The organism is Tardiphaga sp., from assembly GCF_041424195.1.
In the GTDB taxonomy this organism is placed as follows: domain Bacteria; phylum Pseudomonadota; class Alphaproteobacteria; order Rhizobiales; family Xanthobacteraceae; genus Tardiphaga.
In genome coordinates this window covers 1-14,506 of record NZ_JBGMOE010000195.1, presented here as the reverse complement: position 1 = coordinate 14,506, position 14,506 = coordinate 1, and the positions used below count along the sequence as shown (strand labels likewise).

Here is a 14,506-nt window from a genome sequence, read left to right as displayed (position 1 = left end):
ATGGTGCCCCGGTTGGGGCAGGGGCACCATAATTCCATGTCGCATCGTCATTTCATCTGGATCTGTCTGCTGCCGCTCGTGGTGGTGACAGCGGCCTTTTTCCTCTTGCCGATGGCGCAATTGCTCGCCGTCGGCGCCGGTGGATCGCGCGGCGTGTCCGCCTATCTCGCGATCCTCACTGAGCCGCGCTATCGCGCCACGTTGATCAATACGGTCGTGCTGGCTGCGGCGACGACGATTGCCACACTGGTGATCGCCACCATCGCCGGGCTGTTCCTGCAGCGTCATCGCTTTCCCGGCCGCGCCGTGTTGATCGCGATGCTGACATTCCCGCTGGCATTTCCCGGCGTAGTCGTGGGATTCCTGATCATTCTGCTGGCCGGACGTCAGGGCCTGATCGGTGCCATCACCGCCGCTGTGACGGGCGAGAAAGTCGTGTTCGCCTATTCGATCTTCGGCCTGTTTCTCGGTTATCTCTATTTCTCGATCCCGCGCGTGATCCTGACCGTGATGGCTGCGGTTCAGAAGCTGGATATCGGACTGGAGGAGGCCGCGCGTTCGCTCGGTGCCAGTCCGTGGGCTGTCCAGCGCGACGTGGTGTTGCCGGCGCTCGGGCCGGCCTTTGTCGCCTCGGGCGCGATTGCTTTCGCCACCGCCATGGGCGCGTTCGGCACCGCCTTCACGCTGGCGACCAACATCGACGTGCTGCCGATGCTGATTTACACGGAGTTCACGCTGGCCGCGAATTTTTCAATCTCCGCGGCGCTGTCGATCGGACTCGGCGCGATCGCCTGGGCAATCCTCGCGCTGGCCCGCTCAATGAGCGGCGGCACCGTCGCGGCGGCGGGGTAAGCCGATGCGCGATCGCCTGATCTTCGCTGGCCAGCTTGGTTTCACCCTTCTCGTCGCGGCGTTCCTCGTGGTGCCGGTGGTGCTGTCCATTTCCGCAGGTGTCACGGTCAATTACTTTCGCGGCATCCAGTCCGGCGTCACGCTGCAATGGGTAGTGCAGGTCTGGAACCTCTATGCCGGTGAAATCGGGCTGTCATTCCTGATCGCCTTCGCGACCCTGGCAGTGACGCTGGTTGTCGGCGTGCCCGCGGCCTATGGCTTACACGTGAAGGGCGGAAGGTTGTCGCGCGTGATCGAGGAGATCATCACGCTGCCGCTGGCGATTCCTGGTCTGGCCATCGCGCTGGCGCTGCTGCTGACCTATGGCGGCTTCGGTGGCTTCAGACAGTCGTGGCTGTTCATCCTCACGGGCCATGTGGTCTTCACCATGCCCTTCATGGTGCGCTCGGTGATGGCGGTGTTCGCCTCGGTCGATATCAAGACGCTGGACGAGGGGGCTGCCTCGCTCGGTGCGTCGCCATGGACGCGTTTCTGCAATGTCATCGTGCCGAATGCGATGCCGGGCATTCTCGCCGGATCCCTGATGGTGGTGACGCTGTCGCTCGGCGAGTTCAATCTGACCTGGATGCTGCACACGCCGCTGACCAAGACGCTGCCGGTCGGCCTCGCCGATAGTTACGCGTCGATGCGGCTCGAAGTGGCATCGGCCTACACACTGATCTTTTTCATCATGATTGTGCCCCTTCTGGTGGCGATGCAGATGTTTGCCGAGAAGGGCGAAAAGAAATGAGCGCTGTTGCAGGCCACGGTGCAGCCGTCCATATCGAGAACTGCGCCAAGACCTTTCCGGACGGCACCCAGGCGCTGGCGCCCGCCTCGCTGGATATCGTGTCAGGCGAAACGCTGGTGCTGCTCGGCCCCTCCGGCTGCGGCAAGACGACCATGCTGCGCATCATCGCCGGGCTGGAGACGCCCGATGCCGGCGGCCGTGTGCTGTTCGACAAGACCGATATGACGGCGGTGCCGATCGAGCAACGTCATGTGGGCATGGTGTTCCAGTCCTACGCGCTGTTTCCCAACATGACGGTGGCCGAGAATATCGGCTATGGCCTGAAGATCCGCGGCGTCGACAAGGCGGCGTGCGCGGCGCGTGTCGCCGAGATGGTGGCACTGACCAATATCGGCGGGCTCGAGAACCGCCGGATCGATCAATTGTCCGGCGGCCAGCGCCAGCGCGTTGCGCTGGCGCGCGCGGTGGCCGTGCGCCCACGCGTGTTGCTGCTGGATGAACCGTTGACGGCGCTCGACGCGTCGCTGCGCGATCGGCTGCGCAGTGAACTCAACAGCCTGCTGCGCTCGCTTGGGATCACCGCGATCTATGTGACCCATGATCAGGCCGAAGCCATGGAACTCGGCGACCGTATCGTGGTCATGCGCAAGGGCGCCATCGCGCAGATCGGCACGCCGCGCGAGATCTATTTTGCTCCCCAGAACCGGTTCGTCGCGGAATTCGTCGGCGCCGCCAATATCGTCGAGGGGCCGGTGAGCGGCGGTCGGCTGACGCTGCCTGGCGGCTGGCTGGCGCTCGATGATGCTGCCGACAACGCTGCGGCAGTGGCGATGATCCGTCCGGAGACCATCGGAATTGTCGCCGAGGCGGACGCCTTCCTGCGCGGCACGGTCGAAAGCGTCGCCTTCATCGGCGACCGCCAGCGCCTCGTGGTGACGGGTGCGGCGAACAAGCCGTTGACGGTGGACGCGCCCAACATCATCAATGTGCGTGCAGGGGAGCGCGTCGGCCTGTCGGTCACGCCTCAGGCGGTTCGCGTGTTGCCGAAAGAAGACTGATGTCGAAACCCAAGCCCACCATCATCGCGCAGATCTCCGATCTGCATATCAAGGCGCCGGGCGAGCTTGCCTATGGCAAGGTCGACACGGCCAGGGCGCTGGAGCGTTGTGTCGCCGAGCTGAACGCGCTCGATCCGCGCCCCGATCTCGTCGTCATCTCCGGCGATCTCGTGGATACGCCGACGCCTGGCGAATATGAACATCTCTGGCGGCTGCTGGCGCCGCTCAAGATCCCGTTCATCGGCGTGCCCGGCAATCACGATGCCCGCGACATGATGCGCGCGGCATTTCCCGATCGGGCTTACGCCAAGTCGTCGGGTCCGCTCGATCAGGCGCAGACGGTCGGTCCGCTCGATATCATCCTGCTGGACTCGCATGTGCCGGGGAAGCCGCACGGCACGCTGGAGGCCTCGACGCTGCAATGGCTCGATGCCACGCTGGCGTCCTCGCGCGAGCGGCCGGCTTTGCTGTTCCTGCATCATCCGCCATTCCGCACCGGCGTCACCCATATGGACGTGCAGGGCCTGTTTAACGCCGACGAGCTCGCCGCCATCGTCCGTAAACATCCGCGCGTCCGCATCGTTGCTGCCGGCCACGTTCATCGCGCGACGCTGACGATATTTGCCGGGACCGCGGCGACCATCTGCCCGGCGCCGAACCACGCCGTCGATCTCGACATCGCCGAATTGCGTCCGCCATCGTTCCGGGTCGAGCCGCCGGCTTTCCACCTGCATGTCTGGTTTCCGGATGGCGAGGAGGGCGGCCATCTCGTCACGCATCAGGTGCCGATCGGCGACTTCGACGGTCCGCATCCGTTTTTCGGCGCGGATGGGAAGTTGCTCTAAGCTACACCACCGCATTCGCCGCGATCAGGCTGCGGTAGAACTCCGCGCTGAGCTTCGGCGTTCGTTTCTGCGTCTCGAAGTTAACGTGGTAGAGGCCGAAGCGTTTTTCATAGCCATCCGACCATTCAAAATTATCCATCAGGCTCCAGTGGAAATACCCCTTTACGGGGATGGCTTCCGACGTCGCGCGCTGCAGATGCGTGAGATAGTTCCTGAGATACATGACGCGGTCGAGGTCGTGGATCTTGCCGTCGCCGGCCGGCCGGTCTGCGGCCGATGTGCCGTTCTCGCTGATATAGATCTGCTTGACGTCCCAGACCTTGGCGACATTGCGCGGCGCCCAGTACAGCGCTTCCGGCCCGATCCGCAGCCAGTCTGAATCCATCCGCGGGAACGAGGTCGGGAACGGCACCAGCGCGAAGCCATGCTGGTCACCCGTCGCCACCACGTAATATTGCGGCATGTAGACGTTGAGACCGACGAAATCGACAGGCGAAGAAATGATCTTCAGCTCCTCGGCGGTGAAGCTCGGTGCATTCTTGCCGGCATAGGCGAGGAACGCGTCGGTATATCTGCCTTCGAGAATGACGGTCATGTAGCCGCCATTCATCTCGCGCGTTGCGATCTCGGCTGCGCGGATATTGGCAGGTGTCTCGATGGCCGGGACGCAGGATGCGACGTTCTCGGCCACGCCGACCTTGGTGCCCGCGCGTCCATTGGCGCGGATCGCCTGCACAGCCATGCCATGGCCCAGCGCGACATGATGGCGAATCTGATTGAGCTGCGGTTGCGACAGCTTCAGCCCGGGCGCGAGTTCGACCGGGCCGTGGCCATAGCCGAAATCCACGAAGGTTCCGCATTCATTGATCGTAAAGATGTTGTTGACGCGATCGGTGATGCGCTGTGCGACAAGGCCTGCATAGTCGCCGAACGCCTTCGCCGTATCTGATGACGCCCAGCCGCCGACGCGATCCTGCAGCGCCTGCGGCAGATCCCAGTGATAGAGCGTTGGGAACGGTTCGATCCCATTGGCCAGCAACTCGTCGATGAGGCGGTTGTAGAAATCCAGCCCTTGCGGATTGGGCGTGCCCGCGCCGTTCGGAAAGACACGCGACCATGAGACGGAGAAGCGATAGGCTTTCGCGCCCAGCGCCTTCATCAACTGGACGTCTTCCTTGTAGCGATGGAAGTGATCCACCGCGTGGTCGCCATTGCCGCCGCCGCGGATCTTGTTCGGCGTGTGTGAATAGCTGTCCCAGATCGACGGGCTGCGGCCTTCGGCCCCGACGGCACCCTCGATCTGATAGGCGGACGTTGCGGTGCCCCAGACGAAATCGGCAGGAAAACGCCTGTCATTGGCAAACGCTGCCGGTGTGGTCGGGACTGTTTGAGCCTCGGCCATTGCGGTCGGAACGGCCAGGCCGGCGGCGAGCGCGCCGGCCGCCCCGGTGAAATCGCGACGCGTGAAACGATGGGACACCAGATCTCCTGCTAGTCCGGGACGCGACGATCAGTCGTCATGCGGTTCATGATAGTTCTCTGCGCCGCCTTTCCAATAGCCCGCTGCCTTGACCCAAGCCTTGGGATGCTGGCGTTCGTCGACGAGAATCCTGCGGAGGCGTTTGGCAACCTCGGATTCTCCGGCGATGAAGGCATAGCCGTCTCCGACGGGAAGTTTGAGGCTGCGCAAGGCATCCTCCATTAGGGTGGTCGATCCGGCGCTGTGCTGGCCACGATGCAACCAGGCGGTCGTAACGGACGCCTTGGACGCGAAGACCTGCTCCTCGGTCGCATCGATGACCTCCGCGATCACGATGGCCCGTGTGGTGGGGCGTAGTTCCTCCAGCCGGCGGCCGATGGCGGGCAGGGCGGTCTCGTCGCCGATCAGCAGATACCAGTCGAAGTCGTCCGGCACGACGAACGAGCCGCGCGGGCCGCCGATACCGACTTTATCGCCTGGCTTCGCTTGGGTGGCCCAGGTCGTCGCAGGTCCCGCATCATGAATGGCGAAGTCGATGTCGAGCTCTTGCGCGGCTCCGTCATAACGCCGTGGCGTATAGTCCCGCGCGATTGGCCGCGCGCTTTCATCGACCAGCACGCGGCCTTCGCTGAAGACGGGCATCAATGGTTCGTCTTCGCCGGGGCGCGGAAAGAACACCTTGACGTGGTTGTCGTAGGACGCGCTGACGAAGCCATCGAGGTCGTCGCCGGTGAGGGTGATGCGCTTCATGTGCGGCGTCACCGACGTCACGCGCTTCACGGTGAGCAGACGGCGTTTCAACTCGTGACGAACGCGCGTGATGCGATGACGATCGTTGGAAATGGTGTCTGAAGATGTGTCGGTCATACGGATTCCCGGGGAATCCAGATCGGCCTGTTTGACACCATGTCGCGCAGGTCGAGCCTGGATCAGGTTCGATCGGCGCGTTGGTTCACGTTAACGCTTACGTGCAGCCTCGCCGAGACAGCAATCACGGCAGAGGTAGCGAAACGTCCTTTTACGTGCAAGCCCGGGATTGTCGCACGTGCTGCACGATGGCGTGAGGCCGGAAGCGTTCTAAACTGGCTGATGTCACCGCATGGACATTGCGGCCTTTCCGGGGGAGAACCGTTTCCGGATGTGGCGGCGTGCCCCCTGAATCATTGGACGAGATCGACGTAATGAGCACTGAAGCAAAGTCTGCCACGCGCGTGGCCATTGTTGGCCTTGGCCCGATCGGCCGCAAGGTGGCCGAAGCCCTGGACCGCGGCATCGACGGCCTGGTTCTGGCGGCGGTTGCCGTGCAGAATCCGCAGAAGCATCAGGCGTTCCTGTCCGGTCTCGGCAAGGCGCCACCGGTGCTGCCGATCGCGGATCTCGTGGATGTCGCCGATATCGTGATCGAATGTGCCCCCGCAGCGTTGCTGCCCGAGATCGTCAAGCCGTTCGTCAGCAGGGGCAAGACCGCGATCGTGCTGAGCGCTGGAGCGCTGTTGTTCAACGACGATCTCGTCGCGCTGGCCAGGCAGAACGGCGGGCAGATCGTGGTGCCGACCGGCGCCCTGATCGGGCTCGACGCAGTGACGGCTGCAGCCGAGGGCAAGATCAACTCGGTGCGTATGGTGACGCGCAAGCCGGTGAAGGGCCTCGCTGGCGCGCCCTATATCGTCGAGAACAAGATCGACATCGAGAGCATTACCGAACCGATGAAGATCTTCGAGGGCACCGCGCGCGAGGCCGCCAAGGGCTTCCCGGCCAATCTCAATGTCGCCGTCGCGCTGTCCCTCGCAGGTGCCGGGCCCGATGCCACGACGCTGGAGATCTGGGCGGATCCGGCGCTGACGCGCAATGTCCATCGTGTCGAAGTGGATTCGGATTCCGCGCGGTTCTCGATGCAGATCGAAAACATCCCGTCGGAGAATCCGAAGACCGGTCGCATCACGGCGCTGTCGGTGATCGCCTATTTGCGCAAGCAGCGCGCGGCATTGAGGGTGGGGACTTAAGCCATCCGTACCGCCCTCGTGGTGAGGAGCGCGCCGTTTGGCGCGCATCTCGAACCATGGATCTGCGGCACATCCTTCGAGACGCGGTCCAGGACGACCGCTCCTCAGGATGAGGGCGGGGGGATGCTGCGTTTACTGGCCCTTCTCGAGTTGCTGTGCAGGGTCGATCCGCTGCGCAGTCTCGATTCCCTGGGTCCGCGCAATCCTGGCGAGTTCGCAGCCTTCGCAGTAGCGGCGATCCTTATAGTCGATCCAGTTGTGGGCGAAGACGCGCTCATTCGGGATGTCGTAGCGGGCCTGCAACACCCGGACGAGTACGCGCCAGGCTGCGATCTGCGCGTCAGTCGGCGGCTTGCGGACATTGGGGTAATTGCCGACGAACTCAACCCCGATCGATGAGTCATTGTCGATCTGCTGATAGGTCCCGCTGTTGTCGATATATTTGTTGTCGTTGCGGTTGCCATGGCTGAGATGGTTCGGCACCGCCCATTCGGGCGTCGACCAGTAAACCGTGCCGTCGGTTTCGATCCAGATGGCCACGCCGCGACGATCGGGTTTTTGCATCTGCGCGACGGCGTTACGCCAGGCGGAGCCCACCGCGCCTTCCGACTGATGCACGACGATGTTGCGCCATTCACGGGCGTGGCGGAGATCGGTCCATGGCCTCAGCCAGACCATGTTGAGACCGGGAATGTCGGGGGTGCCGCGGGAGCGGGCCGCGATTTCGAAGCTCGAAGGTGCTTGCGCAGCCGCCGGGGTGCCGGCGGCGATCAATGCCAAGAGAGCCAGGATAGTGCGGTGCTTCATGCCCTCGATCCGAAAGCGCGCTATCGTGCTTTCAGGAAGCTTATCCCAGCCGTTCCGGGAGTCAAACGGCTGGGCGATGGCATGTTCGTGATCGGCAGCGTCCCTCGCAGGGCGCTCAGTTGAAATAGTCGGGCAAGACAAACCCGGCATAGAATTTGTCGTTGCGGATCGCGTTCTTGAACGTGTCGGAGCGATAGCCGTCGGCGATATCCTTCGCCCATTGCGCGTCGGCATTGCCGCGTTTCACCGCGACCACATTGGTATAGGGCTTGGTCATCTTTTCGAGAGCAAAGGCCTCGGTCAGCTTCAGTCCGCTATAGATCGCGAAATTGCCCTGCACGGCGGCGAAGTCGGCATCGCCGAGGGCGCGCGGCGCCTGGGCGTTTTCCAGCGGCACGATCTTGATGCCTTTCGGGTTCTTGATCACGTCGAGCTCGGTGACATCGACGGGGTTGTTGTCCTTGATCTCGATCCAGCCGAGGTCGCGGAGGATCCACAGCGCGCGCTGCAGGTTCACGGGATCGTTGGGCACCACCACGGTAGCGCCGGCCTTCACGGCGTCGGATGTCTTGTGCTTGGTCGAATAAAGACCCATCGGCGGCGTCGGCACGGTGATGATGCCGGTGAGGTCGGTCTTCTGGCGCTGGTTATAGCTGTCGAGGAACACCGTATGCTGCATCACATTGGCGTCGATATCGTTCTTGAACACCGCGGTGTTGGCTTCCAGGCCCGTCGAGAACTCATAATATTTGACGGTGTAGCCCTTCTTTTTCAGCTCGGGCTCGACGCCCTTCTTGAAGCCGTCGATATAGGGGCCGGGCACGAAACCGACCTTGAGTTCGGGTTTGGTGGCGGATTGCGCATCGGCATGGTCGCCGAAGGAGACGAGGGCGAGCATCGCGGCAGCGATGACGGAGAGGGCGGTCTTCATTTTGTTGTCTTTCAGGGGAATGTCAGAATGGGATTACTTCGGCGCCCAGATCTTCACGTCGCTGGCATCGACCTTCACGGGGATCAGCTTTTCGTTGAAGAACGCATCGGCGATGATCTGCTGCTCGGACAGGCCGGCCTTGGTGACGGCGCCGACCTTGTAGGACCGATGGCTGTTCGCTTCCTCGACGGTGGCGGCATCGATGCCCCACAGGCCTGAGAGGAGCTTGGCAGCTTCCTTCGGCTCGGCCTTGGCCCATTTGCCGGTCTCGTCCAGCTTCTTGAAGATTACGTTCAGCACGTCGCCGCGCTTGTCGGCATAGGCGGCCGATGAGAGATAGTAGCGCTTGTAGCTGGCGAGGCCGTTGCTGCCGTCGGCGAGCACGCGCGCATTGGACTGGCGCTGCGCGCTGGTGAGGAACGGATCCCATGCCACCCAGGCATCGACATTGCCGCCGACAAAGGCAATGCGGCCGTCGGCCGGTGGCAGATAGGCCGGCGAGATGTCCCTGAAGGTGAGGCCGGCTTTGCTCAGCGCGGCGAGCAGCAGGAAGTGGCTGCCGGCACCTTTGGTGACCGCGACCTTCTTGCCCTTGAGATCGGCGACCGTCTTAAGCGGCGACTCCGCCGGCACCACGATCGCCTGTGCGGCAGGCGAGGCGGCTTCCTCGGCGATGTAAGCGAGCTTGGCGCCGGCCGCCTGCGCGAACAGCGGCACCGTGTCGGCGACGTCGGCGCCGAAATCGACATTGCCAGTATTGATGGCCTCGAGCAGCGGCAGGCCGCTGGTGAATTCGTGCCAGCTGATCTTCACGCCGAGCGGCGCGAGCGCCTTCTCCAATTCGCCATTGGTCTTCAGCACGGCGATCAGCGTCGACGATTTCTGATAGCCGATGCGCACGGTATCCGGCGTCTGCGCGCAGGCGAATGAAACCGACAGCATGGAGGCCATGGCCGCCAGTTGCATCGCCCGGGTGCGCCGGAACACGAAGCGTTCGATGAAGCGGGCGATGTGAATCGGAAGCATGTTGGCACTGCTTTGCTGATGGCGTTTCGTGAGCAGCAAAGGTGAGAGAGCGGCTCGTTTCCGTCAATGAAATGGCCAACTGTAGTTCCGGGCGCGGCGATGCAGGCATGCTGCGATGGCCTTGTAGCGCAGCGGAAATGTTCTCCGCATGCCTTCCGGGCGCCCCCGCAAGAGCAGGATATTACTCTGCGCCGGAGATGAAGCTGCTCCGGAAGATGACGTTCTGATTGCAAAACTTGCCGGCTGCCCGCGACCTTTGAAAGCACAATCTTCGCAAAGCCGCGTAGCGTTTTGTCATCGCGTCGGCGCATCGGGCGTCACGCAGACGGAGCAGGGAAGCACAATGTCTCAATCCAGACGTATGATGATCGGCCTGTCAGCCGCATTGCTGGTGACGGGGCTCATGGTGCCGCCGGTCGCTGCGCAGGAGCTGAAGGAAATCCGCATCGGTTTCCAGAAGGCCGGTCTCTTTCCGGCGGTGAAGCAGCGCGCGACACTCGAAAAGGTGTTCAAGGAAAAGGGCATCGGCGTCCGATGGGTCGAATTCCAGTTCGGGCCGCCGATCCTCGAAGCGATCAATACGGGTAATGTCGACTTCGGCTATGCCGGCGACGCCCCGCCGATCTTCGCGCAGGCCGCGCGCGCCAATCTCGTCTATATCGCCGCCATCCCGTCGCGCGGCTACAATCAGGGCATCGTCGTGCCCGAGAACTCGCCGATCAAGACGCTCGCCGATCTCAAGGGCAAGAAAGTCGGCTTCGGCAAGGGATCGAGCGCGCACAACACCACCGTCGCCGCGCTGGAGAAAGCCGGGCTGACCTATGCGGATATCACGCCGGTCTATCTCGGCCCCGCCGATGCGGTGGCGGCATTCGCCGGTGGCAATATCGACGCGTGGTCGATCTGGGATCCGTATCTGGCGCTCGCCGAGGGCAAACAGGCGCGGGTGATTGCCTTCTCCAAGGACGTGCAGGATTCCATTTCGTTCTTCCTTGCCAACAAGGATTTCACCACCAGGCATCCGGACATCGTCGCGCTGTTCAACAAGACCTTTGCCGATGAGGGGAAGTGGGCCGAAGCCAATCGCGCCGAGGTGGCGACGCGGCTGCAGGAAGCGACCGGTGTCGACAAGGCAGCCACCACGCGCGCTGTCGAGCGGTCGAACTACACCGTTGTGCCGATCACCGACCAGATCGTCGCCACCCAGCAGCAGACCGCCGACCGGTTCTTCAAGCTCGGCCTGATCCCCAAGGCGGTCGATGTGAGGGAGATCGTCTGGAAGTGGACGCCGGGGTCGTAGTTCCTCAAACTTTGCCGGGAGGCGATTAACTCTGTCACCAGCCGTCTCCCGGTACTCTTTTGCTCCCGCAGGCCTTTGAAAGCGTTGATTTTTCACTTTTTGTGCAGTGCGGTTGAAATGTCCCCGGAAATCAGTAGGTTGCCGCCACGGCGCCCGCGACACGCAGGCCGGCCCCGTGCTTCACAACTGCGCAGAAACGTCATTCAATGAACGCTCCCCTGTCCAAGCCGACCGGAGCGCCCGTGCCAGTTCTCGATCCGCAAGATCCTGGCCAACAAGGGCGTGCCATCATCTCCTTCGATGGCGTCAGCAAGATCTTCCCGTCGCGGAAGGATTCCGCCGAGGTGAAGGCGGTCGACAATATCGACCTCGTGGTGCCTGAAGGCGCCATTGTCGGCGTGATCGGCAAGAGCGGCGCCGGCAAGTCGACGCTCATTCGCCTCATCAACGGCCTCGAACTTCCGACCAGCGGCAAGGTCATTGTCGACGGCCTCGATATCGGATCGCTGGATGAGCGTGCGCTGCGCCAGGCGCGCCGCTCCATCGGCATGATCTTCCAGCATTTCAACCTGCTGTCGTCGCGCACCGCCTTCGACAATATCGCGCTGCCGCTGGAAATCGCCGGCACGCCGCGCAAGGACATCAAGGGAATCGTCGAGCCGCTGCTCGACATGGTCGGCCTCGCCGACAAGCGCGACCGTTATCCGGCCGAACTCTCCGGCGGCCAGAAGCAGCGCGTCGGCATCGCGCGAGCGCTGGCGACCAAGCCGAAGGTACTGCTGTCGGATGAGGCGACCTCGGCGCTCGATCCGGAGACCACCGCGCAGATCATCGCGCTGCTCAAGCAGATCAATGCCGATCTCAATCTCACCATCCTCTTCATCACCCATGAAATGTCCGTGGTGAAGAAGCTCGCCCAGCGCGTCGCCGTCATGGAAGGCGGCCAGATCATCGAGCAGGGCACGACCTACGAGATCTTCTCGAAGCCCACCCATGCGACGACCAAGCGTTTCGTCGGCGAAGTCACCGGCGGCAACGTGCCGGAATGGCTGCAAAGCAAGTTGCTGGCTGACTACGCGCCCGGCCGTCAGGCCGTGATCCGTATCGCCTTCACCGGCGCCGATGCCGACGAGCCCGTACTCTCACGGCTCACGCGTGCTTACGGCGTCGATTTCAACATCATGCATGGCCAGATCGAATATGTCGCCGATCATCCGTTCGGCACGCTGATCGCCTCCGTCGCGGCCGAGCCGGACCTGCAGGCCAAGCTGATCGCCGATCTCACCGCGACCCGCAACACCGTGGAGCATCTCGGCTATGTCGCCTGAACTGATCAACATGATCCTGTGGTCGACGCTGGACACGCTCACCATGGTGGCGCTGGCCGGCATTTTCGGCACCCTCGCCGGATTGCCGCTGGGCATCTTCCTGGCGACGAGCCGGGCAGGTGAGCTGTTCCCGGCGCCGAACGTCAACCGCATCATCGGTCTCATCGTCAATGCCACGCGCTCGACGCCCTTCATCATCCTCGTCGTCGCCATCGTGCCGCTGACGCGCCTGATCGCCGGCACCTCCATCGGCACCAGCGCCGCCGTAGTGCCGCTGACCATCGCGGCGACGCCGTTCATCGCGCGTGTGATCGAAGGCGCCATCCGCGAGGTCGATCAGGGTCTGGTCGAAGCCGCACGTGCCTTCGGCGCCAGCCCGCTGCAGATCGTCTGGAAGGTCTTGTTGCCCGAGGCGATGCCGGCGGTAACGCTGGCGCTGACCCTCGCGACCGTCAGCCTCATTGGTTATTCCGCCATGGTCGGCGCCGTCGGCGGCGGCGGGCTCGGCGATCTCGGCATCCGCTACGGCTATCAGCGCTTCATGCCGGAGGTGATGGCGACCGTCGTCGCCGTGCTGATCTGTCTCGTGCAGGGCGTGCAGAGCCTCGGCGACTTCATCTCGCGCCGCCTCGACAAGCGCACGCGACATTCCTGAAACGGTCGCTCGCATCAGCGGGCCCGTTCACACTCGTTTACTCACAATGGAAAACACCATGTCTCTTCGTCGTACTTTTCTCTCCATCCTCGCTTTCGCCGCGCTCACCGGCGCCGCGTCAGCCGAGACCATCAAGGTCGGCGTGACGCCCGGTCCGCATGCGCAGGTGCTGGAAGCCGCCAAGGCCGTCGCCGCCAGGAAGGGCCTCGACATCCAGATCGTCGAATTCTCCGATTACGTCGTGCCGAATGCGGCGCTGGAAGCCGGCGACCTGCAGGCCAATTCGTTCCAGCATCAGCCCTACCTCGACAACCAGGTGGCCGATCGCAAATACAAGATCGTGTCGGTGGGCAACACCATCAACTTCCCGATGGGCATCTATTCGAAGAAGGTGAAGAGCTGGGACGAGGTGAAGAGCGGCGCCACGCTGGCCATCCCGAACGATCCGACCAATGGCGGCCGCGTGCTGATCCTCTTGCGCGACAAGGGCGTCATCAAGCTGAAGGACGGCACCGGCTTCAAGCCGACCCTGCTCGACATCACCGAGAACCCGAAGAAGCTGAAGATCACCGAAGTCGATGCCGCGCAGCTGCCGCGCACGCTGCCTGATGTCGATGTTGCCGGCATCAACACCAATTACGCGACCCAGGCCGGCCTCGATCCGGTGAAGGATGCGATCCTGCGCGAGGATCCGAAGGGTCCTTACGCCAACATCATCGCCGTGCGCACCGCCGACAAGGACAAGCCCTGGGTGAAGACGCTGGTCGAGAGCTACCAGTCGCCGGAAGTGAAGGCGTTCATCGACGAGAAGTTCAAGGGCTCGGTGCTCGCGACCTGGTAAAGGTCTTTCTTGGGGGCAGGCTTCTGTCCTCCCCACGTCATGGCCGGGCGGCGCGAGGCGAGCTTCGCGCTGCCGGGCATGACGGCGTAAAGTGTAGGATGTGTAGAGCGCAGCGAAACCCATCGGCCGAGCCTGCCGTAAGATAGAATGATGGGTTTCGCTCCGGCGCGCTGCGCCTGCGCTCACCCCATCCTACGATCATGCGTATCGCTCTCGGTCGTCATGGCCGGGCTTGCTTCTGCGTTACCGGGCATGATGGTGCACAGCGTAGGATGGGTAGAGCGCAGCGAAACCCATCGCTTTCTGTGCGCGTGAATGATGGGTTTCGCGAAGACGCTCTACCCATCCTACGGCCTCATCGGATTCAACTGTCAAACAGCCACTACCCTTCAGACATGCGTCATCGCCCCTGTTGTTTGCGGCGCGGGGGCGCCGTCGTCGCTTGCATTCCCGCCCCCTGTGAGAGGGCGTGCGGAACGCCGGGTGCCCGATGCACCCCTGGGCCTGATGCCGATGCGGTCTTCCGCAAGTTGGCGCATCAGGACTTTCGGAAAGCACGGGCCGGTGCCCGACGTTCCGCCTGCGGTGTT

Annotated in this window: 14 protein-coding genes; 9 read left to right on the top strand and 5 right to left on the bottom strand. The window is 63.0% G+C overall.

The annotated features are described in order from the left end of the window. Window positions 1-36 precede the first annotated feature (36 nt). Genes ACEK02_RS26670 through ACEK02_RS26655 form a run of 4 tightly spaced genes read left to right on the top strand, consistent with a single transcriptional unit; the run spans window position 37 to window position 3,545 of the window. The gene (locus tag ACEK02_RS26670) at window positions 37-852 is read left to right on the top strand and encodes an ABC transporter permease (protein WP_371424480.1); all 816 of its coding nucleotides are present in this window, start codon (window positions 37-39) and stop codon (window positions 850-852) included. A gap of 4 nt (window positions 853-856) precedes the next feature. Beyond that, complete coding sequence (locus ACEK02_RS26665) at window positions 857-1,642, top strand: ABC transporter permease (RefSeq protein WP_149533874.1); 786 nt, start codon at window positions 857-859, stop codon at window positions 1,640-1,642. Beyond that, window positions 1,639-2,700 (top strand): ABC transporter ATP-binding protein, encoded by a 1,062-nt coding sequence (locus tag ACEK02_RS26660; protein ID WP_371424479.1) that lies wholly within the window; start codon window positions 1,639-1,641, stop codon window positions 2,698-2,700. The genes ACEK02_RS26665 and ACEK02_RS26660 overlap by 4 nt, the downstream gene beginning before the upstream one ends. Beyond that, window positions 2,700-3,545, top strand: coding sequence for a phosphodiesterase (locus ACEK02_RS26655; protein ID WP_371424478.1), 846 nt, complete (start codon window positions 2,700-2,702; stop codon window positions 3,543-3,545). The genes ACEK02_RS26660 and ACEK02_RS26655 overlap by 1 nt, the downstream gene beginning before the upstream one ends. Window position 3,546: 1 nt before the next feature. Here the strand turns inward: ACEK02_RS26655 and ACEK02_RS26650 are convergent, their stop codons facing one another. Both ACEK02_RS26650 and ACEK02_RS26645 read right to left on the bottom strand, forming a co-directional pair. After that, a complete protein-coding gene (locus ACEK02_RS26650; protein WP_371424477.1) occupies window positions 3,547-5,025 on the bottom strand; it encodes a GH1 family beta-glucosidase in 1,479 nt (492 codons plus the stop codon). Window positions 5,026-5,055: 30 nt separating this feature from the next. Then, window positions 5,056-5,892, bottom strand: a complete 837-nt coding sequence (locus tag ACEK02_RS26645) for a siderophore-interacting protein (RefSeq protein WP_371424476.1) — start codon at window positions 5,890-5,892, stop codon at window positions 5,056-5,058. A 314-nt stretch (window positions 5,893-6,206) separates the two neighbouring features. On the opposite strand from ACEK02_RS26645, the gene ACEK02_RS26640 reads away from it, so the two are divergent. Further along, the gene (locus tag ACEK02_RS26640; protein WP_371424475.1) at window positions 6,207-7,028 is read left to right on the top strand and encodes an aspartate dehydrogenase; all 822 of its coding nucleotides are present in this window, start codon (window positions 6,207-6,209) and stop codon (window positions 7,026-7,028) included. Between the two features lie 132 nt (window positions 7,029-7,160). On the opposite strand, the gene ACEK02_RS26635 is transcribed toward ACEK02_RS26640, so the two are convergent. From ACEK02_RS26635 to ACEK02_RS26625, 3 genes are all read right to left on the bottom strand, one after another. Further along, window positions 7,161-7,835, bottom strand: a complete 675-nt coding sequence (locus ACEK02_RS26635) for an N-acetylmuramoyl-L-alanine amidase (RefSeq protein WP_371424474.1) — start codon at window positions 7,833-7,835, stop codon at window positions 7,161-7,163. Between the two features lie 115 nt (window positions 7,836-7,950). Continuing rightward, window positions 7,951-8,766, bottom strand: coding sequence for a MetQ/NlpA family ABC transporter substrate-binding protein (locus ACEK02_RS26630; protein WP_371424473.1), 816 nt, complete (start codon window positions 8,764-8,766; stop codon window positions 7,951-7,953). 33 nt (window positions 8,767-8,799) lie between these two features. Beyond that, a complete protein-coding gene (locus ACEK02_RS26625; protein WP_371424508.1) occupies window positions 8,800-9,717 on the bottom strand; it encodes an aliphatic sulfonate ABC transporter substrate-binding protein in 918 nt (305 codons plus the stop codon). Between the two features lie 418 nt (window positions 9,718-10,135). Between ACEK02_RS26625 and ACEK02_RS26620 the strand changes: the two genes are divergently transcribed. The 4 genes from ACEK02_RS26620 (at window position 10,136) to ACEK02_RS26605 (ending at window position 13,916) form a co-directional block, all read left to right on the top strand. Next, window positions 10,136-11,092: an aliphatic sulfonate ABC transporter substrate-binding protein gene (locus ACEK02_RS26620; protein ID WP_371424472.1), complete on the top strand. Its 957-nt coding sequence runs from the start codon at window positions 10,136-10,138 to the stop codon at window positions 11,090-11,092. A 206-nt stretch (window positions 11,093-11,298) separates the two neighbouring features. Next, window positions 11,299-12,420, top strand: a complete 1,122-nt coding sequence (locus ACEK02_RS26615; RefSeq protein ID WP_371424471.1) for a methionine ABC transporter ATP-binding protein — start codon at window positions 11,299-11,301, stop codon at window positions 12,418-12,420. Further along, complete coding sequence (locus ACEK02_RS26610) at window positions 12,410-13,075, top strand: methionine ABC transporter permease (protein ID WP_371424470.1); 666 nt, start codon at window positions 12,410-12,412, stop codon at window positions 13,073-13,075. Before ACEK02_RS26615 ends, ACEK02_RS26610 begins: the two co-directional genes overlap by 11 nt. A 46-nt stretch (window positions 13,076-13,121) precedes the next feature. Next, the gene (locus ACEK02_RS26605) at window positions 13,122-13,916 is read left to right on the top strand and encodes a MetQ/NlpA family ABC transporter substrate-binding protein (protein WP_371424469.1); all 795 of its coding nucleotides are present in this window, start codon (window positions 13,122-13,124) and stop codon (window positions 13,914-13,916) included. Window positions 13,917-14,506: the final 590 nt, after the last annotated feature.